The sequence below is a fragment of the Propioniciclava sp. MC1595 genome, assembly GCF_017569205.1.
Classification (GTDB): Bacteria; Actinomycetota; Actinomycetes; order Propionibacteriales; family Propionibacteriaceae; genus Propioniciclava.
Genome location: NZ_CP071870.1, coordinates 2807403 through 2833576, shown reverse-complemented (window position 1 = coordinate 2833576; position 26174 = coordinate 2807403). Strand labels below are relative to the sequence as shown.

Sequence of the window (26174 nt, the reverse complement as noted above, 5' to 3'; positions counted from 1 at the left end):
GCTCAGCGGCTGCGCGCCACCTCGTAGAGGGCGATGGACGCCGCCACGGACGCGTTCAGCGACTCGACCTCGGAGGCGATCGGGATGGACGCCAGCACGTCGCAGTTCTTGCGCACGAGCTGGCTCAGCCCCTCGCCCTCGGAGCCGACGACGAGCAGCACCGGGCCGTCGACGCCGGGGATCTCGGCGATGTCGACCTCACCCTCGCCGGCCAGGCCGACCACGACGAAGCCGGCCTCGGCGTAGTCGCGCAGCACGCGGTTGAGGTTGGTGGCCAGTGCGACCGGGACGCGCACGGCGGCGCCGGCCGAGGTCTTCCAGGCCGCGGCCGTCATGTGGGCCGAGCGGCGCTCCGGCACGATCACGCCCACGGCGCCGAAGGCGGCCGCCGAGCGGATGATCGCGCCCAGGTTGCGGGGGTCGGTGACCTGGTCGCAGGCCACCACGATGGGGGCGTCGTCATCGGCGAGGGCGTCCTCGAGCAGGTCGCCGGGGTGCGCGTACTCGTACTCGGGAAGCTGGATCGCGACGCCCTGGTGCACGGCACCGGCGGTCAGCCGGTCGAGCTCGGAGCGGGACGCCTGCAGCAGCGTGATGCCCTTCTCGGCGGCGATCTTCAGGATGTCGGCGATCCGGGTGTCGCGGTCGGCGCCCTCCATCAGGTAGGCGCGGCGCACCGGCAGGTCTGCCTGCAGGGCCTCGAGCACGGGGTTGCGGCCGATCACCCAGTCCGCCCCGGGAGCCTTCGCGGCGCCCTGGCGGACACGCTGCTCGCCGGGGGGCGTGCGGCGGCCGCGCGGCTTGTTCCCCGAGATCGGCGACTCCTCCGGGCGACGCTTGCGGTACGCCTTGTGGTACGGGCGGTCCTCGGCCTTGGGCGTGGGGCCCTTGCCCTCGAGCCCGCGCTTGACGCGCCCGCCCGAGCCTGCGGTGCGGCCCGTCGGGCCGATGCCCTTGCCGCGCTTGCGCACGGCTCCCTTGCGCTGCGAATTGCCGGCCATGTCAGCCCCTCTCGCGGGACCAGCGGGCCCCGTCCTTGGTGTCGGTGATCGTCAGGCCGGCGGCCGCCAGCGAGTCGCGGATCGCGTCGGCGGCGGCCCAGTCCTTGTTCGCGCGCGCGGCCGCACGCTGCTCCAGCATCGTGCCCACGAGCGCGTCGACCACGCCCGTGAGGTCGTCGGACGCCGCACCCTGGGTGTGCGCCCACTCGGGCGCGGCCGGGTCGAGGCCGAGGATGCCGAGCATCCACGTCACGTCGACGGCGGCCCAACCGACGGCGTCCCGGTCGCCCGAGGCGATCGCCTGGTTGCCGTCCTTGACCCGGCCGAACAGCGCGGCCAGGGCGGCCGGCGTCCCGAGGTCGTCGTCCATGGCGGCGGTGAACGCCGCGCGGGCGTCCCGCCGGTCGCCCGTCGTGCCCTCGTACGCGACCTCGCCGAGCACCTCGCCCGCCCGGGCGAGGAAGGAGTCGATGCGCTCCAGCTGGGCGGCGGACTCGGCCAGCGAGGCGTCCGAGAGCTCGATCGCCGAGCGGTAGTGGGGGCCGGCCAGGTACAGCCGGACCGCGCGGCCGCCGTACTGCGCGACGGCGTCCCCCACGTCGGCGGTGTTGCCGAGGCTCTTGCTCATCTTCTCGCCGGCCATGGTGACCCACGCGTTGTGCATCCACACCCGCGCGAACGGACGCCCCGCCGCCTGGCTCTGGGCCATCTCGTTCTCGTGGTGCGGGAAGCGCAGGTCGAGGCCGCCGCCGTGGATGTCGAACTCGGGGCCGAGGTACTTGCCCGCCATCGCGGAGCACTCGATGTGCCAACCGGGTCGGCCGCGGCCCCACGGGGCCGGCCACGACGCGGTCGCAGGCTCGCCGGGCTTGGTGCCCTTCCACAGCGCGAAGTCGCGGGGGTCTCGCTTGCCGCGCAGGTCGGCCTCCTCGTCGGACGCCATCTCGTCGGCGCGCATGCCCGACAGCGACCCGTAGGCGGGCCAGCTGGCCACGTCGAAGTAGACGTCGCCCGAGCCGTCGTCGGCCGCGTAGGCGTGCCCGGCATCGATGAGCTCGGCGATCAGCTCGACCATCTCGGGGATGTGGCCGGTCGCCTTCGGCTCGTAGGTCGGCGGGCGGACGCCCAGGGCGCGGATCGCCTCGTGGAACTGCCCCTCGACCCGGTAGCCCAGCGCCCACCAGGGCTCGCCGGTCTCGGCCGAGAGCGCGAGGATCTTGTCGTCGATGTCGGTGATGTTCGCCACGAGGGTGACCTCGTGGCCCGCGTGCTCCAGCCAGCGGCGCAGGACGTCGAAGTTGACCTCCTTGCGGACGTGGCCCAGGTGTGGGGGCTTCTGCACGGTAGGACCGCACGCGTAGATCGAGACCTTGCCCTCGACGAGGGGCTTGAACTCGGTCTTGGTGCGTGTCGCGGTGTCGTACAGGTGCAGGCTCACCGGGCAAGCGTACCGAAGCCGACCTCGGGTCCGTTCACCCCTGCGAGCGCCGCCGCAGGGCCTCGATGTCGAGGAAGTCCGGCAGCACCTCGGTGCCGGGGGCGAACGCCTCGGCCTCCCACGGGTCCTCGGGCATCTCCTCCTCCTCGACGAACCCCTGCGAGGGGTCGAGGGGGTTGGCCAGCTGGCGCTGCTCGCCCAGCGGCGAGAAGGCCTCGTGGGAGATCACCTCGTCGGGCAGTGCGCTGAGCACGTCGTGGATGTAGCCCTGCACCGCCTCGGTCAGCGGCACGTCGCGGTGCTCGCGCTGGCTCTGGTACCAGCGGTAGTCCAGCACCTCGTGGAAGATCTGCGCGGGCTCGCGCTTGCCGGCCAGGTGCCCGGGGATCGCCGTGATCACCGGCTCGAACGCGTGGGTCAGCCACTGGTGGGCGACGACGGACTCCTCGACGTGGCCCTGGTTGGTGCGGGCGCGGTAGGTGTCGAGGTCGTTGAGCAGGCGGCGGGCCTGGTTCTCCTCAGTGTCGAGGCCGGTCAACCGCAGCAGGCGCCGGGAGTGGTGCCCGGCGTCCACGACCTTCGGCTGGATGGTGATCGAGTCGCCGGTGGGGGAGGTGCTGATGTCGAGCTCGGCGACGTCGAAGCCCAGCTGGTTGAGCCGGCGCACGCGCGACTCGATGCGCGCGAGCTCGGAGCCGGCGAACTTCTCCAGCCCGGTGAGCTCGCGCCACAGGTCGCGGTAGCGGGACTCGATCTGCTGCACCAGCTGCAGCGGGTCGAGGGACTCGTCGAGCATCCGGCCGGCCTCGAGGTCGGAGAACTCGCCGAACAGGTTCACCATCGCGATCTCGAGGTCGTGCAGCCGCTGGCCGTCGGACAGCTGCTCGTGCAGCTCGGCGGTCTCGGCGTCGACCAGGTAGGCGGCGAACTCACCCGCGTCGCGCCGGAAGAGGATGTTCGACAGGGACACGTCCCCCCACAGGAACCCGCTCAGGTGCAGGCGGGCCAGCAGCACCACCATCGCGTCCACGAGGCGGGAGACGGTGTCGCGGCGCACGCCGGTGGAGAACAGCGAGCGGTAGGGCAACGAGAACTGCAGGTGCCGGGTGAGCAGGATCGAGTCCAAGGGGTCGCCGTCGGCGTCCAGGCGGTTGGTGACCACGCCCATCGGCTCGACGGCGGGGGTGTCGAGGCGGCTGAGGTCGGTGAGCATTCGGTACTCGTGGACGGCCGCGGCCTCGATGACCTCCTTGGCCGCGTACACCTCGTCGCCGACCTGGATGAACCGCACCACGTGCCGGGAGATGCCCCGGGGGAGCGCGACCAGGTGCTCGTGCGGCCACTCGGCCAGCGGGATGTGCCAAGGGAGCGGGAGGAGGCGGGCGTCCGGCTGGGCCGCCAGGAATCGAGGCACGGGGTGATCCTCTCACAACGGCACAGGCCCCCGGCGGGTGCCAGGGGCCTGTGCGACGGGGGCTGGCGTCAGCTGATGCGGTCGCCGGTCTTGTTGCTGAACACGTGCATGCGGCCGTGGTCGGGCTCCAGGCGGACCACGTCGCGCTTGGTGAGCGGGTGGCGGGACTGGAGGCGAGCCACGATCTGGTTCGCGTTGAGCTTCTCGTCGGCCGAGAGGCCGGCGAGGGTGCCGTACAGGTACGAGTCCGCACCCAGCTCCTCGACCACGGCGACGTCGATGGCGATGCCCTTGCCGTCCTCGGTGGTGTGGAAGTGCTCGGGACGGATGCCCAGCGTCAGGTCGGCCTCGCCCTGGGCCTTGGCCAGGATCTCGCGCGCGACGGGCACGACGTGGTCGCCCACCTGGACGCCGCCGTCGACGACCTTGCCGGCGATCAGGTTCATGGCCGGGGAGCCGATGAAGCCCGCGACGAAGAGGTTCTTCGGGGCGTCGTACAGCTCGAGCGGGGACGCGACCTGCTGCAGCAGGCCGTCCTTCATGACCGCGACGCGGTCACCCATCGTCATGGCCTCGACCTGGTCGTGGGTGACGTAGACGGTCGTGACGCCGAGGCGCTGCTGGAGGGCGGCGATCTGCGTACGGGTCGACACACGGAGCTTCGCGTCGAGGTTCGACAGCGGCTCGTCCATGAGGAAGACCTGCGGCTGGCGGACGATCGCGCGGCCCATGGCGACGCGCTGGCGCTGACCACCGGAGAGGGCCTTCGGCTTGCGGGACAGGAAGGACTCCAGGCCCAGCAGCTTGGCGGCCTCGAGGACGCGCTTCTCGCGGTCGGCCTTCGGCACGTTCTGCATCTTGAGGGCGAAGCCCATGTTGTCCGCCACCGTCATGTGGGGGTACAGGGCGTAGTTCTGGAAGACCATCGCGATGTCGCGGTCCTTGGGAGGCAGGTCGGTGACGTTGCGGTCGCCGATGTGGATGGCGCCCGCGTTCACCTCCTCCAGGCCGGCGAGCATGCGCAGCGAGGTCGACTTGCCGCAACCGGAGGGGCCGACGAGGACCATGAACTCGCCGTCGCCGATCTCGAGGTTCAGCTTGTCGACGGCCGGGTGGTCGGCACCGGGGTAGACGCGCGTGGCGTCCTTGAACGAGACAGTGGCCATGCCACAACATCCTTTCCACGGGCAGGTACGTGCCCGACGATCCGTAGTGGAAACGCGGACCGCGTTCGCGGTCCGCCTCCCATTCAACCCTCGCCCCGCCCGACCTGCAAGTTGGGGCCCCGCCTTCGTGACCTAGTCGCAACGTTGAGCCGCCGAACGAGTGCGGTGTCCGCTTGGGTATCCTCGCGGGGTGACCTCGCAGCCCGCCCCCGAGACCCCGGACGCCGCAGCCGCGGCGTCCGAGCCCGAGTGGTGGGACGACCCCGCCCTGCCGTGGAAGCACAAGCCGGGCCGCGCCGACCTGATCTGCATGTCCGCGCTGTCGGTCGTGGCCATCTACGCGCTGGTGATGCTGCCGCTGCGCCCGATCATCCTGGGCCTGGCGCCGCACCTGCTCGGCTCGCTCGGTTACCGCACCGGCCTGGTGCTGGTCGGCGCGCTGGCCGCCGTGGGGGACCGCTGGTGGCCGCTGGTCCTGGTCGTGGGGTCGCTGATGGCGATGAAGTTCGACTGGGTCTACTGGTGGGCCGGCAAGCTCTGGGGCCGCAACATCATGGACGTGTGGTCGGCCAACAAGTCGGAGCGCACCCAGCGCCGCTGGGAGAAGATCTGGAACGGCGCCCGCCGGTTCGAGACCTTGGCCATCTTCGTGACCTTCCTGCCCATCCCGATCCCGGCCGGCGTGGTGTACGCCGCCCTGGGCGCGGCCGGCACCAGGTTGTGGAAGTTCCTGGCCGTCTGCTTCGGCAGCGCCCTGCTCACCACTGCCGGCTACATGGCGCTGGGCTACTGGATCGGCGAGCCGGCCGTGCAGGTCGTCGACACCTACGGCCGCTACCTGTGGTACCTCTCGATCGCGATCCTCGTCGGCATGTTCGCCGTGTTCTGGTACCGCCAGCGCGGGGCCCAGCAGCAGGCGTCGACCGAGGACCGGTGATCGCTGGCCGAAGGTCGGTCCCGACCGGTCGCCCGGCCTCATAGGCTCACCCCATGCCCTTCCGCCCCACCTGGGCCGCGATGTTCGAGCCCGAGCTGTACCCGCCCCCGCCGCTGACCGGCTTCGGCTTCGCGTGGCGCTACGCGGTCGCCATCGGGTGCTTCTTCGCCATGGCAGCCGTCTGGGTGCTGGCGTTCCAAGCCCGAACGACCGGGGTGATCCTCGACGTCCCGATCCCACCCGAGGAGATCGGCAGCCTGCCCCCGGTCTGGTGGGCGGTACTGGACCCGGTCCTGGGCGCGATCGGGCTGGCCACGATCCACCTGCGCCGGCGATTCCCCCTGATCCTCGCCGTCGGCACCGCGGTCTTCTCGTTCGCTTCGGCCTCCATCGCGGCGGTCGCGGTCTGGGCCTTCATCTCCAACGCCTCACGCCGCAACCTGCGCAACACGCTCATCGCGTGGGCGACCACCCTGGCGTCGTCGCTGGCCGGCTTCCTCCTGCCGTGGTCGGTGCCCTTCACGTGGTCCAGCTTGGTCGGCGTGGCGCTCCTCAGCACCGCGATGGCGCTGCTGGGGATGTACCTGGGCGTCCGTCGTGACCGCGCGGCCGGATTCCTGCGCCGCGTCGAGCAGGCCGAGGCCGACCGCCAGTTCGCCGTGCTCGCCGAGCGCAACCGGATCGCCCGCGAGATGCACGACGTGCTGGCCCACCGCATCTCGCTGGTCTCGATGCACGCCGGCGTGCTGGCCTACCGCGGCGACCTGCCGCCGGAGAAGACCCAGGAGATCGCCGCGATCATCCAGGAGAACGCGCACGCCTCCCTCACCGAGCTGCGGTCGGTGCTGTCCACCCTCCGCGAGGTGCCGACGCTGGACGCCGCGGGTGCGGTGGTCGGGGCCGGGGCCACGGCGTCCGGGCCGGTCGCCGCGCCGCAGCCGACGCTCGCCGACCTGCCCGCCCTGATCGAGGAGGTGCACGCCTCGGGGCAGCGGCTCGAGGTGGTCGACACGCTGGACGCGGCGTCCGTGCCCCTGGTGCAGCAGCGCCACCTCTACCGGATCGTGCAGGAGTGCCTGACCAACGCCCGCAAGCACGCGCCGCGCGCGCTGGTGCGGCTGGAGCTGTCGGGCAACCGTCGCGAGGGCATCACCCTGCGGTGCGGCAACGACCTGACCGACCTGAGCGCCGCGATCCCTGGCTCGAAGCTCGGGCTGGTCGGCATCACCGAACGCGCCCACATGCTGGGCGGGCGCCTCGACGCCGGCGTGAGAGGCGGCCGGTTCGAGGTCGAGGCATGGCTACCGTGGGAGACGGACTTCAGGAGGACCCCGTGACCGAGAACACCATCCGCATCGTGCTGGTCGACGACGACCCGCTGGTCCGAGCCGGGCTGGGGCTGATCCTCGGCGGCTCGCCCGACCTCGAGGTGGTCGCCGAGGCCGCCGACGGTGTCGAGGCCGTGCAGGTCGTGGCCGAGCACAAGCCCGACATCGTGCTCATGGACATCCGGATGCCGCGGCGCGACGGCATCGCCGCCACCGCCGAGATCCTCGCCCGGCCGGATGCCCCGCGCGTGGTCGTGCTGACGACCTTCGACTCCGACGACATGGTGCTGAAGGCGCTGCAGGCGGGGGCGTCGGGCTTCCTGCTCAAGGACACCCCGCCGCCGAAGATGGTCGAGGCGATCCGCGCCGTGGATGCCGGCGAGACCACCCTGTCGCCGTCGGTCATCTCGCAGGTCATCGGGCTGGCGACGAAGTCGGTCGACGACGGCCGCGGCGAGGCCGCGCTGAAGCAGCTGGACGCCCTCACCGAGCGCGAGCGCGAGGTCGCCGTCGCCATCGGGCAGGGCAAGTCGAACGCCGAGATCGCGGGCGAGCTGTACATGTCGATCGCGACCGTGAAGGCCTACGTCACGCGCATCTTCTACAAGCTGGGCGTCGACAACCGCGTCCAGGTCGCGATGCGGGTCCACGACGCGGGGCTGGTGTAGCCCGCAGGGGTGGCGGGGCCGGGCTCACGCCCGGTGCAGCACCGCCACCAGGAACTGGGAGTCCTCGGTGAAGAGCTGGAGGTCCCAGGTCGAGAAGGCCTGCTTGAGCAGCAGGCCCGAGCTCGCGGCGTCCTTGACGAAGTCGTCGAAGTCGTAGCCGCGCCCGGCGCCGTACCCGATCACCGCACGGCCCTCCGGGTTCAGCCAGCCGGCGATGTTGGCCAGCACGTCGCGGCGGGTGTCGGGGTGCAGGAAGCCCATCACGTTGCCGGCCGAGAACACGAGGTCGAACTGCAGGGGGGCGTCCTCCGGCAGGACGACGTCGGCGAGGTCGCCGACCACGTAGCGCGGGCCGGGGAAGTCCTCCTCGGCGGCCTGGATGAGGACCGGGTCGAGGTCGACGCCGACGACGGTGTGGCCCGCCGCGTGCAGGTAGCCGGCGTGGCGGCCGGGACCGCAGCCGGCGTCGAGGATCGTGGCGCCGCGCGGGGCCATCGCGTCGATCAGGCGCGCCTCGCCGACCAGGTCGGTGCCGCCTGCGGCCATGTCGCGGAACCGCTGCACGTACCAGGCCGAGTGGTTGGGGTTGTTGGCCACGGCGTCGGCCCACTTGCTGCGCCGCGCCGCGCGCAGCATGGCGGCGGTGAGGTTGGTCGGGGCGAGCTTGCTGGGGTCCACGAGCCTCCGACAGGATTCGAACCCGCGACCATCCGCTTACAAGGCGGGCGCTCTACCAACTGAGCTACGGAGGCATGGCCCGGGTGGGCCGGGGTCCATTGTGCCCGAATCGCTGCCCGTCGCGCGCGTTGCTAGGCTGGTGGCGGCTCCCAGCCCCGGACGACGGTTCAGTACCCGGTGACGACAAGACTGGCCAACGGTGTGTTCGCTTCACGGACGCCCACGGCGTCCGATGTCTTGTGGAGGAGTCTTCGTGGACTGGGTGATCCTGCTGGCCTCGGGCGTGCTCGAGGCGGTGTGGGCGACGGCGCTGGGCGCGTCGGACGGCCTGAGGAAGTGGAAGCCGACCCTGGCGTTCGTGGTCGCGTCCGTGCTGAGTCTGTACGGGCTGGGGGTGGCGATGGTCACGATCCCGGTCGGGACCGCCTACGCCGTCTGGACCGCCACCGGCGCGACCCTGACCGTGGTGTGGGCGATGGTGCGCGGCGTCGAGCCCGCCACGCTGCGCCGCGTGCTGCTGCTGATGGGCATCGTCGCCTGCGTCGTCGGCCTGAAGGTGGTGGGTTGACGTGCCGTGGATCGTGTTGGTCGTGTCGGCCGTGCTCGAGGCCGTCTGGGCGACCGCCCTCGCGCAGTCGGCCGGGTTGACCCTGCTGGGGCCGACCGTGGTGTTCTTCGTGGCGACCGTGCTCTCGGTCGTCGGGCTGGGCTGTGCGATGAAGTCGATCCCGACCGGGACGGCCTACGCCGTCTGGACCGGTATCGGCGCCGTGCTCACCGTCGCCTGGGCCGCCGCGACCGGGGCCGAGCCGCTGTCGCCGGTCAAGGTGCTGCTGCTGGCCGGGATCATCGGCTGCGTGATCGGCCTGAAGTTCTCCACGCCCGCTGCGCCCGACCCGGTGGCCGGCTCGACCGAAGCCTGAGCCCGAACGGCGGACGCCGCGGGCTCAGTGGCCCTCGTGCTCCTCGCGCTCCGCGCGGCGCTCGGCCGCCTGCAGGGCGGCGAGCCCGCCGAGGGAGTTGCCCTGGGCCGAGCCCGGGACCATCCGGTCGTGGTCGGCGGGGCGGGCGGTCTCGGGGCTGCCGTGGCCGGACGCGTCGCCGTGGCCGCCCTTGCGGGGGATGACGTGCATGATCGCGACGATGATGCCGCCCACGAACAGGCCGACGAGGAACGAGAAGAAGGTGTTCGTCAGCCAGCCCATGAACCCGCCGAGCGGGCCGGTGGCGCCGGCGACCAGCACCTCGGCGTCGTGGACGAAACCGTACGGGGCGTGCCAGCCGAGTTCGTCGACGCCGACCAGCAGGATGTGGCCGCCGACCCACAGCATCGCGATGGTGCCGATGATGCCGAGGGCGGTGAGCAGCTTGGGCATGCCCTTGACCAGGGCGTTGCCGATGCCGGGCCCACGACCGCTCTCCACGAGGTGGAGGCCGATGTCGTCCATCTTCACGATGAGGGCGACCACGCCGTAGACGCCGATCGTGATGGCGAGCGCGACGACGGCCAGGATGATGGCGCGGGAGACGATCGGCTCGTTGGCGACCTCGTTGAGCGCGATCACCATGATCTCGGCCGACAGGATGAAGTCGGTGCGGATCGCGCCCGACGTCATCCCCTTCTCCTGGTCGCCGCCCTGCAGCGCGACGGGCGTCTTGTTCTTGGGGTTGTCCTTGCCGTGGCCGGAGACCTTCTCCCAGATCTTCTCGGCGCCCTCGTAGCTCAGGTACAGGCCGCCGAGCATGAGCAGGGGCGTGAGGATCCACGGCACGAACTGGGACAGCACCAGGATGGCCGGGAGGATGAACAGGAACTTGTTGCGCAGCGACCCGATCGCGATCGTCCTGATCATCGGCAGCTCGCGCGCCGGGCTGAAGCCGGTCACGTAGCGGGGGGTCACGGCTGCGTCGTCGATGACGACGCCGGCGGCCTTGGCGCCCGCGCGCCCGGCGGCCGCGGCCACGTCGTCGACCGAGGCTGCGGCCAGCTTGGCCAGCGCCGCGATGTCGTCCAGCAGTGCTGCGAGGCCGCCGCTCATGGTGTCTGTCCTTCTCCGCTCGGTGATGCGCGTCCACCAGAGTAGGGGGAGGACCCCAGCCCGCGCACGGGTCGCGGCCGGGCCCGACACCGGTCGGGGGCCGACATGGATCGCTCGGTCAGGCCAGCCCGGGGGCGGCGAGGAAGACCTGGGCGTCGCCGGACGCCGTGATCGCAGGGTTGGTCGCGGGGACGAAGACGGAGTCCCCCTTCGACAGCTCGAGGGTGCGCTCCTCGTCGCTCAGCACGACCGTGCCGCGGGTGACCAGGACGATCCGGGCCCCCTCGGGGGAGGGCAGCTCCAGCGGCGCGTCGGCCGCCAGCTCCAGGCGCCAGACGTCGAACTCGTGGCAGTGCGTGGGGTAGTCGAACACGCCGGGGGCCGTCTCGGTGGCGTCGATCACCTCGGGCTCGCCCCAGCCGAAGTCGACGACCCGGACCAGCTCGTCGACGGCGATGTGCTTGGTCGTGAGCCCGCCGCGGATGACGTTGTCGCTGGACGCCATCACCTCGACGCCGGTGCCCCGGAGGTGGGCGTGCATGACGCCGGCCGGGGTGTAGAGGCCCTGGCCCGGCTGGAGGGTGACGCGGTTGAGTAGGAGCGCGGCCAGGATGCCGGGGTCGCGCGGGAACACGTCGTCCAGCTCGAGGGCGGTGCGGGCGAAGTCGCCCAGCTCGCCCGGCTCGTCGCGGCGCTCGACGGCGGCGGCCAGGACGGCGTCCACGATGTCGACCTGCTGCTCCTTCATGGCGAGCAGCTGCAGGAACACCTCCTGCAGCCCGGCCTCCCCGCCGCGCGAGCGCAGGGGACCGATGACCCGCTCGATCGACGGGCCCACCTCCAGCGCCTCGAACAACGCGATCGTGATCGACGGGTCGCGGAACCCGCACAGCGCGTGGAACTCCTCCAGCGCCACGAGGATCTCGGGCTTGGGCCAGTCGTCCTTGTACACCCGCTGCGGGGCGGTCAACGGGACGCCGGCGGCCTCCTCGGCGGCGAAGCCCTCCTCGGCCAGCGCGCGGGAGGGGTGCGCCTGCAGCGACAGGGGGTGGCGGGCGGACAGGACCTTCATCAGGTACGGCAGGTAGGGGCCGAACTCGTCGACGCTGCGCGCGCCGAGCAGTTCCGGGCGCTGGGCCAGCGCCTGGTCCAGCGTGGCGTCGGCCAGCGACGAGGGGGCGAGGGTGTGCGCGCCGAGCCAGAACTCCGCCACGGGGCGCCCGTCGGGCTCGGTGCCGAGCAGCTCGTGGATGGTGTCGAACGTGCCCCACGGGTAGTGGATGAGCGTGCCCCGCAGGTGCTCCATCAGCTCTCGGTCCTCCTCAGATCTCGGACCAGGGTGGGTGAGTGGTCCATCGTCCATTCAACTCGGCGGGACGGGTTCGGGCAAGCAGGGAGGCACCGAGGGCGAATGACACGGCTGTGATTCGTGGCGTACAGTGGTCGGCATGTCCGACGCGCTGGCCCGCACCGAAACCGGTACCACCGAGTCCGGCCTCACCGCGTTCGAGGCCGACCTGCTCGCGTTCGAGGCGACCGGGCACCTCGCCCCCGAGGGCAAGGAGGCGGCGATCCTACGCCGCTTCGACCTGTCGGTGCCGCGGTACTACCAGGAGCTCAACGCCCTGATCGACAAGCCCGAGGCGCTCGCCCACGCGACCCTGCTGGTCAAGCGCCTCCGCCGCCAGCGCGAGAGCCGCCAGCAGCGCCGTTCGGCCCGCCCGCTGTCGGCCGCCGCGGCCGTCTGACCGGCCGCGCGAGACGCACGCCCGTCAAGCCGGGCGAACCACGGAACATCCAGATGGACCCGATCGGGGCCCCGTCCGCGTGCGCGTACCCGCCCGTGACCAGCCCGGCGTGGCGCTCCAGCGGGTTGCGCAGGGCCGGGCTGCCCGTCCGGGCCAGCGACCAGGCCGACGCGACCAGGTAGGCGGGCAGGAACCAGACCCCCGTGGCCGCGAACTGCCACGCGTGCCGCACCTCGTGGGCGTACACCCCCGGCACGCGCGCCTCGAGCCGGTCCATCGTGGACGCCGTGGTCACCACGTCGCCGATGGTGAAGGCCCCGGCGACCGGGAAGGCGAACCGGTAGCCCTCGGCGACGAAGATGCCGTCGGGGCGGCGTCGCACCCGCGCGCCACCGGCCCCGGCCACCAGCAGCCCGACCGGGGTGCTCAGGTTCAGCCAGTTCGCGAGGTGGCGGATGCGATCACGTCGACGCATGCCGCCAACACTAGTGCGCGATGGCACTCGCTTGTCTCGAGTGCTAATCGGCTGGTAAACATGTAGCTGGCACTCTCGGGTCGAGAGTGCCACTCGTTCCGGCCGTGTGAGACCTGCCGATCAGGTCGTCCGTCGCGGGCACCGTCCGGGGCAACGCAAAGACATTCGAAAGGGCTGCCGCAGTGGCAAAGCTGATTGAATTCAACGTCGAGGCCCGCCGCGGGCTCGAGCGGGGCATGAACACCCTCGCCGACGCGGTGAAGGTGACGCTCGGCCCGAAGGGTCGCAACGTCGTCCTCGAGAAGAAGTGGGGCGCCCCCACGATCACCAACGACGGTGTCTCCATCGCCAAGGAGATCGAGCTGGAGGACCCGTTCGAGAAGATCGGGGCCGAGCTCGTCAAGGAGGTCGCCAAGAAGACCGACGACGTCGCGGGTGACGGCACCACCACCGCCACCGTCGTGGCGCAGGCGATGGTCCGCGAGGGCCTCCGCAACGTCACCGCCGGTGCGAACCCGATGGGCCTCAAGCGCGGCATCGAGAAGGCCGTCGCCGCCATCGCCGACGAGCTGGCCGCCCAGGCCACCTCGGTCGACACCAAGGAGCAGATCGCGGCCACGGCGTCCATCTCGGCCGCCGACACCACGGTCGGCGACATCATCGCCGAGGCGATGGACAAGGTCGGCAAGGAAGGCGTCATCACCGTCGAGGAGAGCAACACCTTCGGGCTCGACCTCGAGCTCACCGAGGGCATGCGCTTCGACAAGGGCTACATCTCGCCCTACTTCGTGACCGACGCCGAGCGCATGGAGGCCGTCCTCGACGACCCCTACATCCTCATCGTCAACAGCAAGGTCTCCTCGCTGAAGGACCTGCTGCCCGTTCTCGAGAAGGTCATGCAGGGCGGCAAGCCGCTGCTGGTCATCGCCGAGGACGTCGACGGTGAGGCCCTCGCCGGCCTGATCGTCAACAAGATCCGTGGCACCTTCAAGTCCGTCGCCGTCAAGGCCCCGGGCTTCGGCGACCGCCGCAAGGCCATGCTGGGCGACATCGCGATCCTGACCGGCGGCCAGGTCATCTCCGAGGAGGTCGGCCTCAAGCTGGACGCCGTGACCGTCGAGCTGCTCGGCCGCGCCCGCTCGGTGCGCATCACCAAGGACGAGACCACCATCGTCGACGGTGCCGGCGACGCGCAGCAGATCGAGGGCCGCGTGGCCCAGATCCGCCGCGAGATCGAGAACTCCGACTCCGACTACGACCGCGAGAAGCTGCAGGAGCGCCTCGCCAAGCTGGCCGGCGGCGTGGCCGTCATCAAGGTCGGCGCGGCCACCGAGGTCGAGCTCAAGGAGCGCAAGCACCGCATCGAGGACGCCGTCCGCAACGCGAAGGCGGCCGTCGAGGAGGGCATCCTCCCCGGTGGTGGCGTCGCGCTGCTCCAGGCCGCCGCCGCGGTCAAGGAGAAGGTGTCCGGCGAGCTGTCCGGCGACGAGCTGGTCGGCGCGCAGATCGTGTTCACCGCTGCCTCGGCCCCGCTGAAGCAGATCGCCGAGAACGCCGGCCTCGAGGGCGGCGTCGTGGCGGAGAAGGTCGCGGGCCTCGAGCCCGGCAAGGGCCTGAACGCCGCCACCGGTGAGTACGTGGACATGCTCGAGGCGGGCATCCCCGACCCGGCCAAGGTGACCCGCTCGGCGCTGCAGAACGCGGCGTCCATCGCGGCGCTGTTCCTCACCACCGAGGCCGTCATCGCCGACAAGCCCGAGAAGGCGCCGGCCATGCCGGCCGGCGGCGACGACATGGGCGGCATGGGCTTCTGACCACGCTCGACCCCGTCGAGAACCACACACAGGGCGTCCCGCACACGCGGGGCGCCCTGTGCGTTGCGCGGGCATCACTCCGGTTCGTTCCCGGACGCCGTCCCGAGCAGGAACGGCGTCGTCACCCCCTCGTCCATGAGGTGGGTCATCAGTCCCTCCACCGCGTGGGGCAGGTTGTGGCAGTGGTCCATCCAGATGCCGGGGTTGTCGGCCAGGAAGGCCACGTCGTAGGTCTCGCCGTGGCCGACGTCGAGCGGCGCGGTGGATCCGTTTCCGATCGGGAAAGGGGCGGCGGTCGGGCGGGGTCAGGCCCCGATGAGGCCGTGTCGGACGAAGGCCGCGTGCAGGCCGTCCTCGTCGACGCGGCCGGTGACCTCGTCGGCGATGGCCTTGACGGCGTCGGGGGCGTTGCCCATCGCGATGCCGACGCCCGCGGCGCGGAGCAGTTCGACGTCGTTCCAGCTGTCGCCGATGGCGATGGAGTCCGCGCGGTCGAGGCCGAGGTGGGTGAGGGCGGCCACCATGCCGGCGGCCTTGTCGAGGCCGGCGACGGTGACCTCGCCGCAGCCGGGGCCGAAGGCCTCGACCGAGCTGGCCACGACCTCGAACCGGCCCGCGAGGGCCTCCTGCACGGCGTCGACCGGGAGCGGGCAGCCGAGGTAGACCAGCTTGGTGACCAGCACCCCGCTGCGATCACCGTCGGTGCGCACCCGGTCGATGAAGCCGAACGAGCCCCGGGCGAACTCCTCGGGGGTCTGGCCGAGGTCGGGTAGCGAGGCGCGCATGCGGTCGCGGATGGCGACCGGGGCGAGGATCGCGTCGTCGGCCTGCAGGACGACGCCGGTGTCGTGGCGGTCGAACCAGGCCAGGGCGAAGGCCAGGTCGTCCTCGGGGATCGCGCGGTGCACGACCACCTCGCCACCCACCGCGACGAATGCCCCGGAGGCCCCGATCACCCCGTCGAAGCCGATGTCGAGCAGGTCGGGCCACAACTCGGCCCGCGACCGGCCCGTGCACACGAACACGGCGTGGCCGGCCGCGCGGGCGCCGCGCACGGCCTCCACCGTGCTCGCGGGGATCCGACCGTCCCAGCCGACGAGGGTGCCGTCGACGTCGAGGAAGACGGCCCGGCGCCGCCGGGCGGGTTCGGGGCTGCGCGAGCGGGTCATCGAGTCACGCCCGCAACCGGGGGCAGGCCGGCAGCTTGACCGCGTCGAGCCAGATGGCCAGCAGTGCGGACTGGTCGGTGCCCGTGACGCGGGCCACGTGGTCGACGAACGTCGTGGTGGAGGCGACCGAGTGCTCGGCGACCCACGAACGGCACACGGCGAAGAAGGCCGCGTCGCCGAGCGCCACGCGCAACGCGTGCAGGGTCAGCGCGCCGCGCTTGTAGACCCAGTCGTCGAACATCGCCGGCATGCCGGGGTCGGCCAGCGGGGTGGTCTGCTGCTGCATCGGCAGCGCCTTGTGGTGCCGCGCCGCGCGCTCGTCGGCGGTCAGCAGGCCGCGGGCCTCCGACCACAGCCACTCGGTGTAGCAGGCGAAGCCCTCGTGCAGCCAGATGTCGCGCAGCAGCCCGGAGGTCACCTTGTTGCCGAACCACTGGTGGGCGAGTTCGTGCACGACGAGGCGCTCGTTGTCCCAGTCGTCGACGAGGTGGTTGGTGCCGAAGCTGGCCATGCCCTGCGCCTCGAGCGGGATCTCCAGGGGCTCGTCGACCACCACGGCCCTGAAGTCGGGCAGGGGATAGGGGCCGAACCAGCCCTCGAGGGCGTCCAGCATCGCCGGCAGGCGCAGCAGGGGCGAGGCCGGCGGCACGGCGCGTCCGCGCGGGCGGTGGAGCGTGACCCGGCCCCCGGAACCCGGCAGGGGCTCGGCCGCGAGGCGTCCGATGACGATGCTGACGAGGTAGGACGCCGTGGGCGCGGCCTCCTCGAACACCCAGGTCGTGCGGCCGGCGCGCGTGGACGTGCCGGTGGGGCGTCCGGTCGCGACGACCGCGTACTCGGGGTCGGTGGTCACGGCGATGCGGTAGGAGGCCTTGTCGTCGGCCCGGTCGTTGCACGGGTAGAACGACGGCGCGCCGTAGGGCTGCGAGGCGACCAGGACGCCGTCGGTGAGCTCCTCCCAGCCGGCCGGGCCGTGCGCTCCCGGCACCGGGCCGGGCTTGCCGGCGTAGGCGACCTCGACGGTCGTGGGCTCGCCGGCGGCCAAGGGGTGGGCCAGCTTCAGCGTGAGGACGCGGTCCTTGTGGGTGTACTTCTTCGGCTTCGCCCCGCCGACCCGCACCCGGGAGACGTGCAGCCCGCTCAGGTCGAGGCGCAGGGTGTCGGTGGCCTCCCGGGCGACCACGCGCAGGGTGGCGACCGCGTCCAGGCGGTTGGTGGTCAGGCGGTAGTCGAGGGCGAGGTCGTAGTGCTCGACGGTGTACCGGAGGTCCCCGTGGCCGGGCAGGTAGGGATCAGGGACGACGCGCACCACTCGATCCTGCCACACGGGGCCGGGTCACGCGGTCCACGGCCCGATGGGGTTGCCGATCCAGCGCGTGCGGCGCGGCACCGACTCGCCGCGCATCACCAGTGAGGCGGGGCCGATGGTGGAGTGCCGGCCGACGGTCGCGCCCGGCAGGACGACGCCGTTGGGGCACAGGGTCGCGCCCGCCTTGATGACGACGGTGTCGAGGGCGAGCACACGGTCGTGGAACAGGTGGGTCTGCACGACGCAGCCCCGCGAGATGGTCGCGCCGGGACCGACCTCGACCAGGTCGGGTTCGGGCAGCCAGTAGGACTCGCACCACACACCCTTCCCGATGCGGGCGCCCATGGTGCGCAGCCAGACGTTGAGCAGGGGCGTCCCGGTGGCCCAGCGCACGAACCACGGCGCGGTGACCAGCTCGACGAACTGGTCGGCCAGCTCGTTGCGCCACACGAAGGAGCTCCACAGGGGGTGCTCGCCCGGCTTCACCCGCCCCACGAGCAGGCGCTTGGGCAGCACCGACAGCCAGGCCGCGAGGTACCCGGTGGCGACCAGGACGACCCCGCCGAGGCCGACCGCCCACCACCACGACGCGGACGCCAGCGCGAGCAGCGCGGCGACCACCAGCACCGCGAGGGCCATGGACACCATCACCGCGACGATCCGGAACGCCTCGACCAGCGCCCGCAGCACGCGGAGCCGGGTGGGCGGGTCGTAGGTGAGCGAGGTGTCGGCCTGCTGCACGGCGCGGCGCAGCGGGGCGGGCGGGGAACCGATCCACGAGGTGGTCTTCTTGGCCCGGTCCCGCGGTGGGGCCGAGCTGAGCACGGCGACGAGGCCGCGCGCGGGCACCTTGCGCCCGGGGGCGGCCATGCCGGAGTTGCCGAGGAAGGCGCCCTTGCCGACGCGGGTGCGGCCGGTGCGGAGCCAGCCGCCGCCGAGCTCGTAGCCGCCGACGAGGGTGTCGTCGGCCAGGAACGAGCCCTCGCCGACCGAGGCCAGCTTCGGGATCATCAGCACGGTCGACGCCTCGGCGTCCTTGCCCATCTCGGCGCCGAGCAGGCGCAGCCACACGGTGGTGAACCAGCCGGCGTACAGGGGGTAGAGCCAGGTGCGGGCCTCGTCGAGCACCCGGACGGTCGCCCAGGCGGCCAGCCCGCGGCCGGAGTGCACCGGTGCGGGGCCCTCGACCACGAACAGCCCGGCCAGACGCACGAACCCGAGCACGAGCAGGGCCACCACCGCGAACCCGGCGAGCACCGCCGGCGGCAGCCAGACCAGCGCGTGGCCGAGCAGGGCCGCGATGCCGACCCCGGTGGGGGCGGTGGCGAGCACGATCGCGGCGCCGCTGGCGAGCCCGGCCGGCGGGATCGCGGCGATGACCAGCGAGGCGAGCAGGTAACCCAGCCACCAAGCGGGACGCCGGGGCGGGGGTGCCTCCCACGGGCCGCGCGCCCGGGCGCGGGAGGGCTGGGCGGGGGAGCCCGTCCAGTACTCGCCCGCGGGCACCTCGCCGACCACGGCCGATCCCGGTCCGATCTCGGCGCCCGCACCGACGACGGAGTCGGGGCCGAGCGTGGAGCGCATGCCGATGCGGGCGTCCGGGCCGATGGTGACCGAGCCGACGACGAGGGTGTCGCCGTCGAGCCAGTACCCGGCCAGGTCGGCCTCGATCTCGATGCTGGCCCCCTCGCCGACGGTCAGGAAGCCCGTGACCGGGGGGACGGTGTGCAGGTCGACGCCCTTGCCGATGCGCGCGCCGAGGAGGCGGGCATACCAGGTCATGCCGGGGGCCGAGGCGGTCGAGGTGGCGCCGAGTTCCTCGGCGAGCCGCTCGGCCAGCCACAGCCGCAGGTGGGCGCGGCCGCCGCGCGGGTAGCGACCCGGGACGACCGGGGCGAGCAGCAGCCGCGCTCCGAGCGCCGACAGGACCATCCGTCCGGGCGGCAGCACGAACAGGACCCAGCCCACCGCGACCAGCCACCAGGGCACGGGGGAGACGGGCAGCGCGAGCCACCCGGCGAGGTTCACGCCGGTCGCCAACAGCGTGACCCAGCGCAGCGCCCCGATCGTGCGCAGTGGCACGATGGCGAGCAGCTGGCCCACCTTCGTGCGGCGGCGCACCGGGGTGACACGCTCGTTGAGCGGGACGTCGGGGGCCTCCATCGCGGTCAGGTGGGCGGCCATCGCACCCAGGCGCGGGTGGTCGTAGATGTCGGTGACGCCGGCCTCGGGGAACCGCCGCCGGATCGCGGCGAGCAGGTGCGCCACGGCCAGCGAGGTGCCGCCCAGGTCGAAGAAGTCGGACGCTGGGTCGGCCACGGCGGCCCCGAGCGTGTCGGTCCACAGGCCAGCCAGCCACGCCTCGTGCTCGGTCAGCGCCGCGGTCTGCCCGGACGCCGCGGGCTCGGCCGGGCCGCCGGGGAGGGGCCACGGGAGGGCGTCCCGGTCGATCTTGCCGGACGTGCGGGTGGGCAGGTCGTCGACGACCGCCAGCCGGGGGACCAGGGCGGCCGGCAGCTGCTCGCGGAGGGCCGCGGTGGCGGCGTGGATGTCGAAGTCGGAGTCGGCGGCGAGGTAGCCGACCAGCACCTGGGTGCCGGCGCCCGTGGTGCGCACGGCCGCCGCGGCGCCCCGGACCCCGGGCAGGGCCGTGAGCGCGGCGTCCAGTTCGCCCAGCTCGATGCGCCGCCCGCCGACCTTGACCTGGTCGTCGGCGCGGCCGAGGAACAGCAGCCCCTCGGGGTCGTCGACGACGAGGTCGCCGGAACGGTAGGCGCGCTCCCAGCCCAGCGAGGGCATGGGGGCGTACTTCTCGGCGTCCTTGGCGGGGTCGAGGTAGCGCGCCAGGCCGACGCCGCCGATGACGAGTTCGCCCGGCTCGCTGGCGGCGACGGGCTCCCCGGTGGCGGGGTCGACGACGGCGAGGTCCCAGCCGTCCAGGGCCCAGCCGATGCGGACGGGCTCGTGGGCGAACACCTGCGCGGCGCAGGCGACGACGGTGGCCTCGGTCGGGCCGTAGGTGTTCCAGACCTCGCGCCGCTCGGTCGCGAACCGGATGCCGATCTCGGGCGGGCAGGCCTCGCCGCCGAGGATGAGCAGCCGCACGCGGTCCAGCGCCTCGGCCGGCCAGAGCAGCACCAGGGTCGGCACCGTCGAGACGATGGTGAGCCGGTGGGCGACCAGCCAGGGGCCGAGGTCCATGCCGGAGCGGACCAGTGAGCGGGGGGCGGGCACGAGGCAGGCGCCGTAGCGCCAGGCCAGCCACATCTCCTCGCAGGAGGCGTCGAAGGCGACCGACAGGCCGGCCATGACCCGGTCGGTCTCGTTGATGGGGTCCTGTTGGAGGAAGAGCCGCGCCTCGGCGTCCACGAACGCCGCGGCCGAGCGGTGCTGGACCGCGACGCCCTTCGGCTTGCCGGTGGAGCCGGAGGTGAAGATGATCCACGCGTCGTCGTCGAGCTGCACGTCGGGCAGGGGGGCGCGTGCGGCGCGCCGGGCCCCCCGGGTGGTGATCGCCAGGCCGTTGCCCAGGATGGCGGCCACCCCGGCCTCGTCGAAGACGGTGCGGGCGCGCTCGTCGGGGTCGTCGGCGTCGACGGGCACGTACGCCGCGCCGGCGAGCAGGATGCCCATGATCGCGGTGTAGAGCGTGGTCGTTCCCGAGGCGATGCGGACGCCGACCCGGTCGCCGCGCCCGATCCCGTGGGCGGCCAGTTCGGTGGCCACCTCCTCGGCCGCGTCGGCGAACTCCGCGTAGGTCAGCACCTCGACGCCGTTGTCGAGCGCGTGGGCGTCACCGAAGGTCTCGACGGTGGCCCGGAACACGTCGACGAGCGTGCGGGCGGGGGCGCGAGGTGCGCGCGGAGCTGCGACACGGGTGGGGGTCTCCTGGCGGGATTGCAGCGCTACAGATGTATCGCCAGCGATGCATCCTACCCCACAAGGGAGCCCGGGCCAGCGTGGCTGCCCGCAACCGGGCCATTGGTCACCTCCGGGGCCCCAACCTACACACCCGCTGCGGGTCGCCGGCGGCCGAACGCCGCGAACGATGAATAGACTGAGGAGAGTCCTCACCCTTGGAGCCTCGTTGAACCCCTCCCTCGGACTTCCCCTCTGGGTTGTGTCGCTTTCCCTCATCGCCGTCCTCGTCGGCTCGTTCGCGTTCGGTTCGATCGCGCGCTGGCTGCTGCGAAACCGGGCAACGCTCTCGACGACGGCTTCGGTCGTGATGTCGATCCTTGGCTCGGCGGTCGGGTTCACCCTCGCCTGGGCCATCAAGCCAGACGTCCTGCTGACCAGCCCCCTGGCCATCGCCCTCGCCCTCGGCGCCTCGGTGCTCGCGGTCGCCGCCTACGCCGGCGTCGCGGCACACCTGCAGCGCCCGCTGCGGGCGACCACCGCCGAGCTGGTGCGGGCGGGCGAGTCAGACCGGGTGGAGTTCAAGTCCACGGCGCGGGTGAACCTCCACACGGGAGCCAAGGACGACAAGATGGAGCAGGTGACGGCGAAGACCCTTGCCGCTTTCCTGAACGCCGACGGCGGCACGCTCATCATCGGCGTCGACGACGCCGGCACGCCGCTGGGCCTCGACCGCGACCTCGGGACCATGAAGGCCCCCGACCACGACCGCTTCCAGCTCTGGCTCCGCGACCTGCTGACCACGACACTCGGCCCCAACGCCGCCGCGCTGGTCGCCGTCGAGTTCGAGGCGCTGCCCGACGGCGACGGCGTCGCCCGCGACGTCTGCCGGGTGACGGCCGCGGCCTCCCCGCGCCCGGTGTACCTGCGCCCGAACAAGAACGCGGCACCGGAGCTGTGGGTGCGCACCGGGAACTCGTCGCGGCAGCTCGCCGTCGACGCCGCGAGCGAGTACGTGATGCACCGCTGGCCCCTTGGCCCGGGCGCCGGGATCGCGGCGCAGTTCCGCGCGGCGATCCGCTTCTCGCAGGGCCACTGATCGGGACACCGCGTCGCCCCGTGGCCACTGGCTAGACTGGCCCCCCGCTGAAGACCCTCGTGGCAAGGAGCACCATGTTCGATCCCACGAGCTGGGACGCCCCCTACGCCATCGTCGTCGCCGCGCTGTGGGTGATCGTGATGCTGCGCGCCAACGGGACCTACTGGCTGGGCCGCGGGATCGCGGCAGGCGCGCGGAGGACGAGGGCTGCGAGGCTCCTGGAATCCAAGCACTACGAACGCGGCGCCTCCTGGCTGAACCGTTGGGGCGCGCCTGCCGTGTCGCTTTCCTTCTTCACCATCGGCGTCCAGACCATGGTGAACCTCGCCGCCGGCGTGACCCGGATGCCGCTGCGCCGCTACCTGCCCGCCGTCGCCGTCGGGTGCGTCGCGTGGGCGTTCATCTACGGCACGGTCGGCTTCATGGGCTGGGTCGGCCTCCAGGAGCTGTGGGTCCGCTCCCCCGCCGCGGTGATCGTCGTGGGCGTCGTCGGGGTCGGCGCGCTCGCCTGGGCCGTGCTGTCGCGCGACAAGAAGCCCACGCCCGCTGGTTGATTTCGACGAGGTGGACGCCGAGGTCATCGGCGCACTGCTCGACGGCTTCACCTGCCCGTGGACCTTCTCCCGCGCGTTCGACACCGTGCTGGACACCGACGAGGCCTGGCGGGCCGTGGCGCGGCTGCCGGGGATCGACGGCGTCCGGACGGCGGGCTCGGCCCGTGCGCTGGAGCACGGGCTGGACGACCTGGTCCGGCGGGCCCGGGCGGATGCCCGGGTCGCGGCCCTGGTCGTGGCCGACGGTGAGCTGCACCCCGACCACGTGCCCTGGCTGGCCCGCGCGGGCGTCCGCCAGTTCCACGTCGCAGACCAGGTGCGCCCCGGTGGCTCGCGGAAGGCCTACGTCGATGAGGGCCTCGTCCGTTCCTGGCGGCGCCTGGTCGACACCGAGGTCGCCCACGCCCGCCGCTGAGTGGGGCGCGTCAGATCGAGTGGTGGTCCGGGTACCGCTCCGGCGGGGGCGGGGCGGGTTGGGGCCGCGGGTGCGCGGTCGGCCCGGGTTCGATGTGGACCACGGTCTGGGTGTCGGGGAACACCCGGGCGATGGCGGCCTCGATGTCGTCGGCCAGCCCGTGGCTGCGGGCGACGGTCCACAGGCCGGGCACGACCACGGTGGTCTGGACGAACCGTTGGCGCCCCGACTCGCGGGTGCGCAGGTCGCTGACCGTGACGCGGTCGTCGCCGATGACCCCGTCCATGGCGGCGCGGATGGCCGCGACCTCGTCGGCGGGGAGGGCGGCGTCCAGCAGGCCGACCGCGGAGCGGCGGACGAGCCGCGCGCCGGTCCACAGGATGTTGAGGCCCACCACGAGGGCGACCAGCGGGTCGATCCACAGTTGGGTCGGGAAGAGCAGCAGCAGGCCGATACCGATGATGACGCCGACGGTCGTCCACACGTCGGTCATCAAGTGGTGGCCGTCGGCCTCGAGGGTGATCGAGCGGTGCTTGCGCCCCTGGCGGATCAGCACGAGGCCGACGACGAGGTTCAGCACGGTGGCGAGGACCGACAGCAGCAGGCCGATGCCGATCTCCTCCAGCGGCTGCGGGTGCACGAACCGGTTGATCGCCGAGACGATGATGCCGGCTGCGGCGACGAAGATGAGGGCGCCCTCCACGAGGGAGCTCATGTACTCGGCCTTGCCGTGGCCGAAGTCGTGGTTGTGGTCGGCCGGCTTGCCCGAGACGGCCAGCGCCCACAGCGCGACGAGCGCGGCCACGAGGTTGACGATCGACTCCAGCGCGTCGGAGAGGAAGCCGACCGAGCCCGTGATCCAGGCCGCCGAGGCCTTGATGGCGACCGTGAGCACCGCGGTCACGACCGACAGCATCACGAACTTCATCAGGAACTTCGTCGACACCGTCTCCTCGGGTGTCGACACATTGCTCTGCATGGGGGACTCTTCCTTCCTCGCGGCGGGGCCGCTGGGGGCCGAGCCTCGAAAAGGTTAGTCCTGCCGGGAAGCCGGGTCCACGAGGTTGCCAATCGGGACCGTGGACTCCTCGACCCGGCCCACGTCGCCCGGCCACGCGGACGGGTCGCCGGTGGCGGCGGCGACGATCCCCGCGAGGCACGCCGGCCACACCGGCTCGGGCAGGTCGTCGAGCCCGGTCAGCGGCACCCAGGCGTGGCCGTCGAGGGTCACCTGCTCGTCAGCGGTGTGCCCGGCCGTGTCGACCTCGAACCGGGGGGTGGTCACGACGTAGAAGCACTCGGACTGCTCGCACACCTGGTCGGAGTACCCGTGCGCCGCGACCCGGCGCAGCACCGGCCCCACGAGGTCGGACGCCTCGACGACCAGCCCGGTCTCCTCCGCGAGTTCCCGGATCGCGGTCTGCTCCTCGGTCTCGCCGGGGTCCATCCCGCCGCCGGGCGTCGTCCACCAGCGCGAGCCCGGGACGCCGGGGTCGGTGTCGGCGAACAGCAGCACGTGCGTCCCGTCGGTCACGACGACCCGGACGCCGCGGCGCGTCTTGCGCGGCCGCAGTTCGGCCGGGACGGGGGTGAAGTCGCGTGAGCGGAAAGGCTCGCTCACAGGAACTGCTCCGGCTCCTCGCCGCGGCGCATCGCGTCGCCGACCACGAGCGGGACCGCGACGAACAGGATCAGGCACGCCAGCTGCGCCCACCCGGTCGAGGCGTCGTACCACCCCAGCGGGTCGAGGGCGCCCTGGTAGTCGAACATGCCGGCCATCCCGAGCAGGAAGCTGAGGAGGATCGAGCCAGTGAACATCCGGCCGACGATGCGCCGCCGGTACCGGATCCGGGTGGCCAGCACCGAGGCCAGCACGAGCATCGCCATCGAGAAGGGGAAGACGATCGCCCCGAGGCCGAGGCAGATCAGCACCGCGGGCGTCGTGTTGCGCAGCATCGTGCCCAGCGTCACCGGCTCGAAGGCACGCTGCGGCGGGGGCTGCTCCCACGGGGCCGGGCCGGCCTGGGGGAAGCCGCCCGGGTTCACCTGCGGCGGCGGCCAGGCCGGGGGAGGACCCGGGACATTGCTCGGCGCGGGGGCCACGCCGGGCGGGAACGGCTGGTCCGGCGCCCAGGCGGGCGGGGCCGGCCGGCCGAGGCCCTGCGGCGCGTGGGCGTGCCCCCATGCGGACGGCGTGGGTGCCGGCAGCGCGGGGAAGCCGTCCGGCCCCATCGGCGGCGGCTCGAGGGGCACCGGGTCGCCCTCGGGCGGGGGGAGCGTTGCGGGAGACCACGACATCATCGGCGTCGCGGCCACGTCGAAGGCCTCGTGTGGATCCCGCTCGGGGGCACTGGCCGGGACGAGCGCGTCGAGGGGTGGGGCGTCCGGGGCGGAGAAGCCGTGGGGCGGGGGAGCGACCTCGGCGCGCGGCGGGCGGGGCGCCGCGTCGGGCTCGGGGTCCGCGTGACCCAACTGCGGGGCGTCCGGCTCGACGAAGACGTCGGGGCGCTCGGTGGGCGCGTACTCGGGGCCGTCGGTCCAGTGGGCCACGGTTTCCCTCCCTCCGCGCGGTGCCCCCACAGGTTACCCGAGGCGGAGCGGTGGACACGGGTGCCGACTTGCGGGGGTCCGGTACGCTGGCACGGTCCGAGAGTGTGACCTGCCAGGAGTGTGTGAGATGCCGACCGGCCGCGTGCGGTTCTTCGATGCCGACAAGGGCTTCGGGTTCATCGCGAAGGATGGCGGGAGCGACGAGGTGTACGTGCACGCCTCCGCGCTGCCCGCGGGCGTGCCGACCCTCAAGAAGGGCCAGCACGTCGAGTTCGGGGTGATCGACGGACGCCGGGGCGAGCAGGCCATCTCGGTGCGCCTCCTGGAGGCCCCCGTGTCGCTGTCGAAGGCGCAGCGCAAGTCGCCCGACACGATGGCCGTCATCGTCGAGGACCTGATCAAGATGCTCGACTCGATCGGCAACGGCTACCGCCACCACCGGCACCCCGACGCGAAGCACGCCGCGAAGACGGCCCAGGTCCTGCGCGCCGTCGCCGACGAACTGGAGCTGTGA

General features: G+C 72.5%; 26 protein-coding genes, 1 tRNA gene and 1 riboswitch. Of the genes, 11 read left to right on the top strand and 16 right to left on the bottom strand.

Annotated features, from left to right (window positions below):
* Nucleotides 1–2: 2 nt before the first annotated feature.
* The 4 genes from rlmB to J4N02_RS13670 form a co-directional block, all read right to left on the bottom strand.
* Nucleotides 3–1001 carry a 23S rRNA (guanosine(2251)-2'-O)-methyltransferase RlmB gene (gene rlmB, locus J4N02_RS13685; RefSeq protein WP_182816371.1) on the bottom strand — a complete coding sequence of 333 codons (999 nt, stop codon included), beginning with the start codon at nt 999–1001 and terminating at the stop codon, nt 3–5.
* A 1-nt stretch (nt 1002) separates the two neighbouring features.
* The gene (gene cysS, locus J4N02_RS13680; RefSeq protein ID WP_188333607.1) at nt 1003–2439 is read right to left on the bottom strand and encodes a cysteine--tRNA ligase; all 1437 of its coding nucleotides are present in this window, start codon (nt 2437–2439) and stop codon (nt 1003–1005) included.
* A 34-nt stretch (nt 2440–2473) separates the two neighbouring features.
* Nucleotides 2474–3853, bottom strand: a complete 1380-nt coding sequence (locus J4N02_RS13675; protein ID WP_188333606.1) for a DUF4032 domain-containing protein — start codon at nt 3851–3853, stop codon at nt 2474–2476.
* 68 nt (nt 3854–3921) lie between these two features.
* Nucleotides 3922–5019: an ABC transporter ATP-binding protein gene (locus tag J4N02_RS13670; protein ID WP_188333605.1), complete on the bottom strand. Its 1098-nt coding sequence runs from the start codon at nt 5017–5019 to the stop codon at nt 3922–3924.
* A gap of 190 nt (nt 5020–5209) precedes the next feature.
* Here J4N02_RS13670 and J4N02_RS13665 point away from each other — a divergent pair, with 190 nt between their 5' ends.
* Genes J4N02_RS13665 through J4N02_RS13655 form a run of 3 tightly spaced genes read left to right on the top strand, consistent with a single transcriptional unit; the run spans nt 5210 to nt 7952 of the window.
* Entirely contained in the window at nt 5210–5956 is a 747-nt protein-coding gene (locus tag J4N02_RS13665) for a DedA family protein (protein ID WP_188333604.1), read from the top strand.
* Between the two features lie 53 nt (nt 5957–6009).
* The gene (locus J4N02_RS13660; RefSeq protein ID WP_188333603.1) at nt 6010–7293 is read left to right on the top strand and encodes a sensor histidine kinase; all 1284 of its coding nucleotides are present in this window, start codon (nt 6010–6012) and stop codon (nt 7291–7293) included.
* Complete coding sequence (locus J4N02_RS13655) at nt 7254–7952, top strand: response regulator transcription factor (RefSeq protein WP_188333602.1); 699 nt, start codon at nt 7254–7256, stop codon at nt 7950–7952. Before J4N02_RS13660 ends, J4N02_RS13655 begins: the two co-directional genes overlap by 40 nt.
* 24 nt (nt 7953–7976) lie before the next feature.
* Here the strand turns inward: J4N02_RS13655 and J4N02_RS13650 are convergent, their stop codons facing one another.
* A complete protein-coding gene (locus J4N02_RS13650) occupies nt 7977–8630 on the bottom strand; it encodes a bifunctional 2-polyprenyl-6-hydroxyphenol methylase/3-demethylubiquinol 3-O-methyltransferase UbiG (RefSeq protein ID WP_243760812.1) in 654 nt (217 codons plus the stop codon).
* 1 nt (nt 8631) lies between these two features.
* Nucleotides 8632–8704: transfer RNA gene (locus J4N02_RS13645), tRNA-Thr, on the bottom strand.
* Between the two features lie 56 nt (nt 8705–8760).
* Nucleotides 8761–8828: riboswitch (guanidine-III (ykkC-III) riboswitch) on the top strand.
* 55 nt (nt 8829–8883) lie between these two features.
* Here J4N02_RS13645 and J4N02_RS13640 point away from each other — a divergent pair.
* Both J4N02_RS13640 and J4N02_RS13635 read left to right on the top strand, forming a co-directional pair.
* Nucleotides 8884–9198 carry a multidrug efflux SMR transporter gene (locus tag J4N02_RS13640; protein ID WP_208090984.1) on the top strand — a complete coding sequence of 105 codons (315 nt, stop codon included), beginning with the start codon at nt 8884–8886 and terminating at the stop codon, nt 9196–9198.
* A gap of 1 nt (nt 9199) precedes the next feature.
* Nucleotides 9200–9553 (top strand): multidrug efflux SMR transporter, encoded by a 354-nt coding sequence (locus tag J4N02_RS13635; RefSeq protein ID WP_182816386.1) that lies wholly within the window; start codon nt 9200–9202, stop codon nt 9551–9553.
* 24 nt (nt 9554–9577) lie between these two features.
* On the opposite strand, the gene J4N02_RS13630 is transcribed toward J4N02_RS13635, so the two are convergent.
* Nucleotides 9578–10669: a DUF808 domain-containing protein gene (locus J4N02_RS13630; RefSeq protein ID WP_182816387.1), complete on the bottom strand. Its 1092-nt coding sequence runs from the start codon at nt 10667–10669 to the stop codon at nt 9578–9580.
* Nucleotides 10670–10787: 118 nt separating this feature from the next.
* A complete protein-coding gene (gene manA / locus J4N02_RS13625; protein WP_188333600.1) occupies nt 10788–11975 on the bottom strand; it encodes a mannose-6-phosphate isomerase, class I in 1188 nt (395 codons plus the stop codon).
* Between the two features lie 142 nt (nt 11976–12117).
* Here manA and J4N02_RS13620 point away from each other — a divergent pair, with 142 nt between their 5' ends.
* The gene (locus J4N02_RS13620; RefSeq protein WP_182816391.1) at nt 12118–12417 is read left to right on the top strand and encodes a DUF3263 domain-containing protein; all 300 of its coding nucleotides are present in this window, start codon (nt 12118–12120) and stop codon (nt 12415–12417) included.
* Here the strand turns inward: J4N02_RS13620 and J4N02_RS13615 are convergent.
* Nucleotides 12338–12892 (bottom strand): hypothetical protein, encoded by a 555-nt coding sequence (locus J4N02_RS13615; protein WP_188333599.1) that lies wholly within the window; start codon nt 12890–12892, stop codon nt 12338–12340. The genes J4N02_RS13620 and J4N02_RS13615 overlap by 80 nt on opposite strands.
* A 182-nt stretch (nt 12893–13074) precedes the next feature.
* On the opposite strand from J4N02_RS13615, the gene groL reads away from it, so the two are divergent.
* Nucleotides 13075–14706, top strand: a complete 1632-nt coding sequence (gene groL / locus J4N02_RS13610; RefSeq protein ID WP_182816395.1) for a chaperonin GroEL — start codon at nt 13075–13077, stop codon at nt 14704–14706.
* Between the two features lie 74 nt (nt 14707–14780).
* Here the strand turns inward: groL and J4N02_RS13605 are convergent, their stop codons facing one another.
* From J4N02_RS13605 to J4N02_RS13590, 4 genes are read right to left on the bottom strand one after another with little or no spacing between them, the layout of a single operon-like run.
* On the bottom strand, nt 14781–14984 hold the full coding sequence (locus J4N02_RS13605; RefSeq protein ID WP_188333692.1) for a multicopper oxidase domain-containing protein: 204 nt from the start codon (nt 14982–14984) through the stop codon (nt 14781–14783).
* Nucleotides 14985–15011: 27 nt separating this feature from the next.
* On the bottom strand, nt 15012–15875 hold the full coding sequence (locus J4N02_RS13600; RefSeq protein WP_182816397.1) for a Cof-type HAD-IIB family hydrolase: 864 nt from the start codon (nt 15873–15875) through the stop codon (nt 15012–15014).
* Between the two features lie 4 nt (nt 15876–15879).
* Nucleotides 15880–17184: a M1 family metallopeptidase gene (locus tag J4N02_RS13595; RefSeq protein WP_182816399.1), complete on the bottom strand. Its 1305-nt coding sequence runs from the start codon at nt 17182–17184 to the stop codon at nt 15880–15882.
* 27 nt (nt 17185–17211) lie between these two features.
* The gene (locus J4N02_RS13590; RefSeq protein ID WP_243760810.1) at nt 17212–21009 is read right to left on the bottom strand and encodes a Pls/PosA family non-ribosomal peptide synthetase; all 3798 of its coding nucleotides are present in this window, start codon (nt 21007–21009) and stop codon (nt 17212–17214) included.
* 295 nt (nt 21010–21304) lie between these two features.
* Here J4N02_RS13590 and J4N02_RS13585 point away from each other — a divergent pair, with 295 nt between their 5' ends.
* The 3 genes from J4N02_RS13585 to J4N02_RS13575 all read left to right on the top strand — a co-directional run bounded on the left by J4N02_RS13585 (nt 21305) and on the right by J4N02_RS13575 (nt 23110).
* Complete coding sequence (locus J4N02_RS13585) at nt 21305–22141, top strand: helix-turn-helix domain-containing protein (protein ID WP_243760809.1); 837 nt, start codon at nt 21305–21307, stop codon at nt 22139–22141.
* A gap of 74 nt (nt 22142–22215) precedes the next feature.
* The gene (locus J4N02_RS13580) at nt 22216–22695 is read left to right on the top strand and encodes a DedA family protein (RefSeq protein ID WP_182816405.1); all 480 of its coding nucleotides are present in this window, start codon (nt 22216–22218) and stop codon (nt 22693–22695) included.
* A gap of 10 nt (nt 22696–22705) precedes the next feature.
* Nucleotides 22706–23110, top strand: coding sequence for a hypothetical protein (locus J4N02_RS13575; protein WP_182816407.1), 405 nt, complete (start codon nt 22706–22708; stop codon nt 23108–23110).
* 10 nt (nt 23111–23120) lie between these two features.
* Here the strand turns inward: J4N02_RS13575 and J4N02_RS13570 are convergent, their stop codons facing one another.
* Genes J4N02_RS13570 through J4N02_RS13560 form a run of 3 tightly spaced genes read right to left on the bottom strand, consistent with a single transcriptional unit; the run spans nt 23121 to nt 25660 of the window.
* Entirely contained in the window at nt 23121–24089 is a 969-nt protein-coding gene (locus J4N02_RS13570; protein WP_182816409.1) for a cation diffusion facilitator family transporter, read from the bottom strand.
* Nucleotides 24090–24143: 54 nt separating this feature from the next.
* A complete protein-coding gene (locus J4N02_RS13565; protein ID WP_208090983.1) occupies nt 24144–24731 on the bottom strand; it encodes an NUDIX hydrolase in 588 nt (195 codons plus the stop codon).
* Nucleotides 24728–25660 (bottom strand): hypothetical protein, encoded by a 933-nt coding sequence (locus J4N02_RS13560; RefSeq protein ID WP_182816411.1) that lies wholly within the window; start codon nt 25658–25660, stop codon nt 24728–24730. Before J4N02_RS13560 ends, J4N02_RS13565 begins: the two co-directional genes overlap by 4 nt.
* 127 nt (nt 25661–25787) lie before the next feature.
* On the opposite strand from J4N02_RS13560, the gene J4N02_RS13555 reads away from it, so the two are divergent.
* Nucleotides 25788–26174 carry a cold-shock protein gene (locus J4N02_RS13555; protein WP_182816413.1) on the top strand — a complete coding sequence of 129 codons (387 nt, stop codon included), beginning with the start codon at nt 25788–25790 and terminating at the stop codon, nt 26172–26174.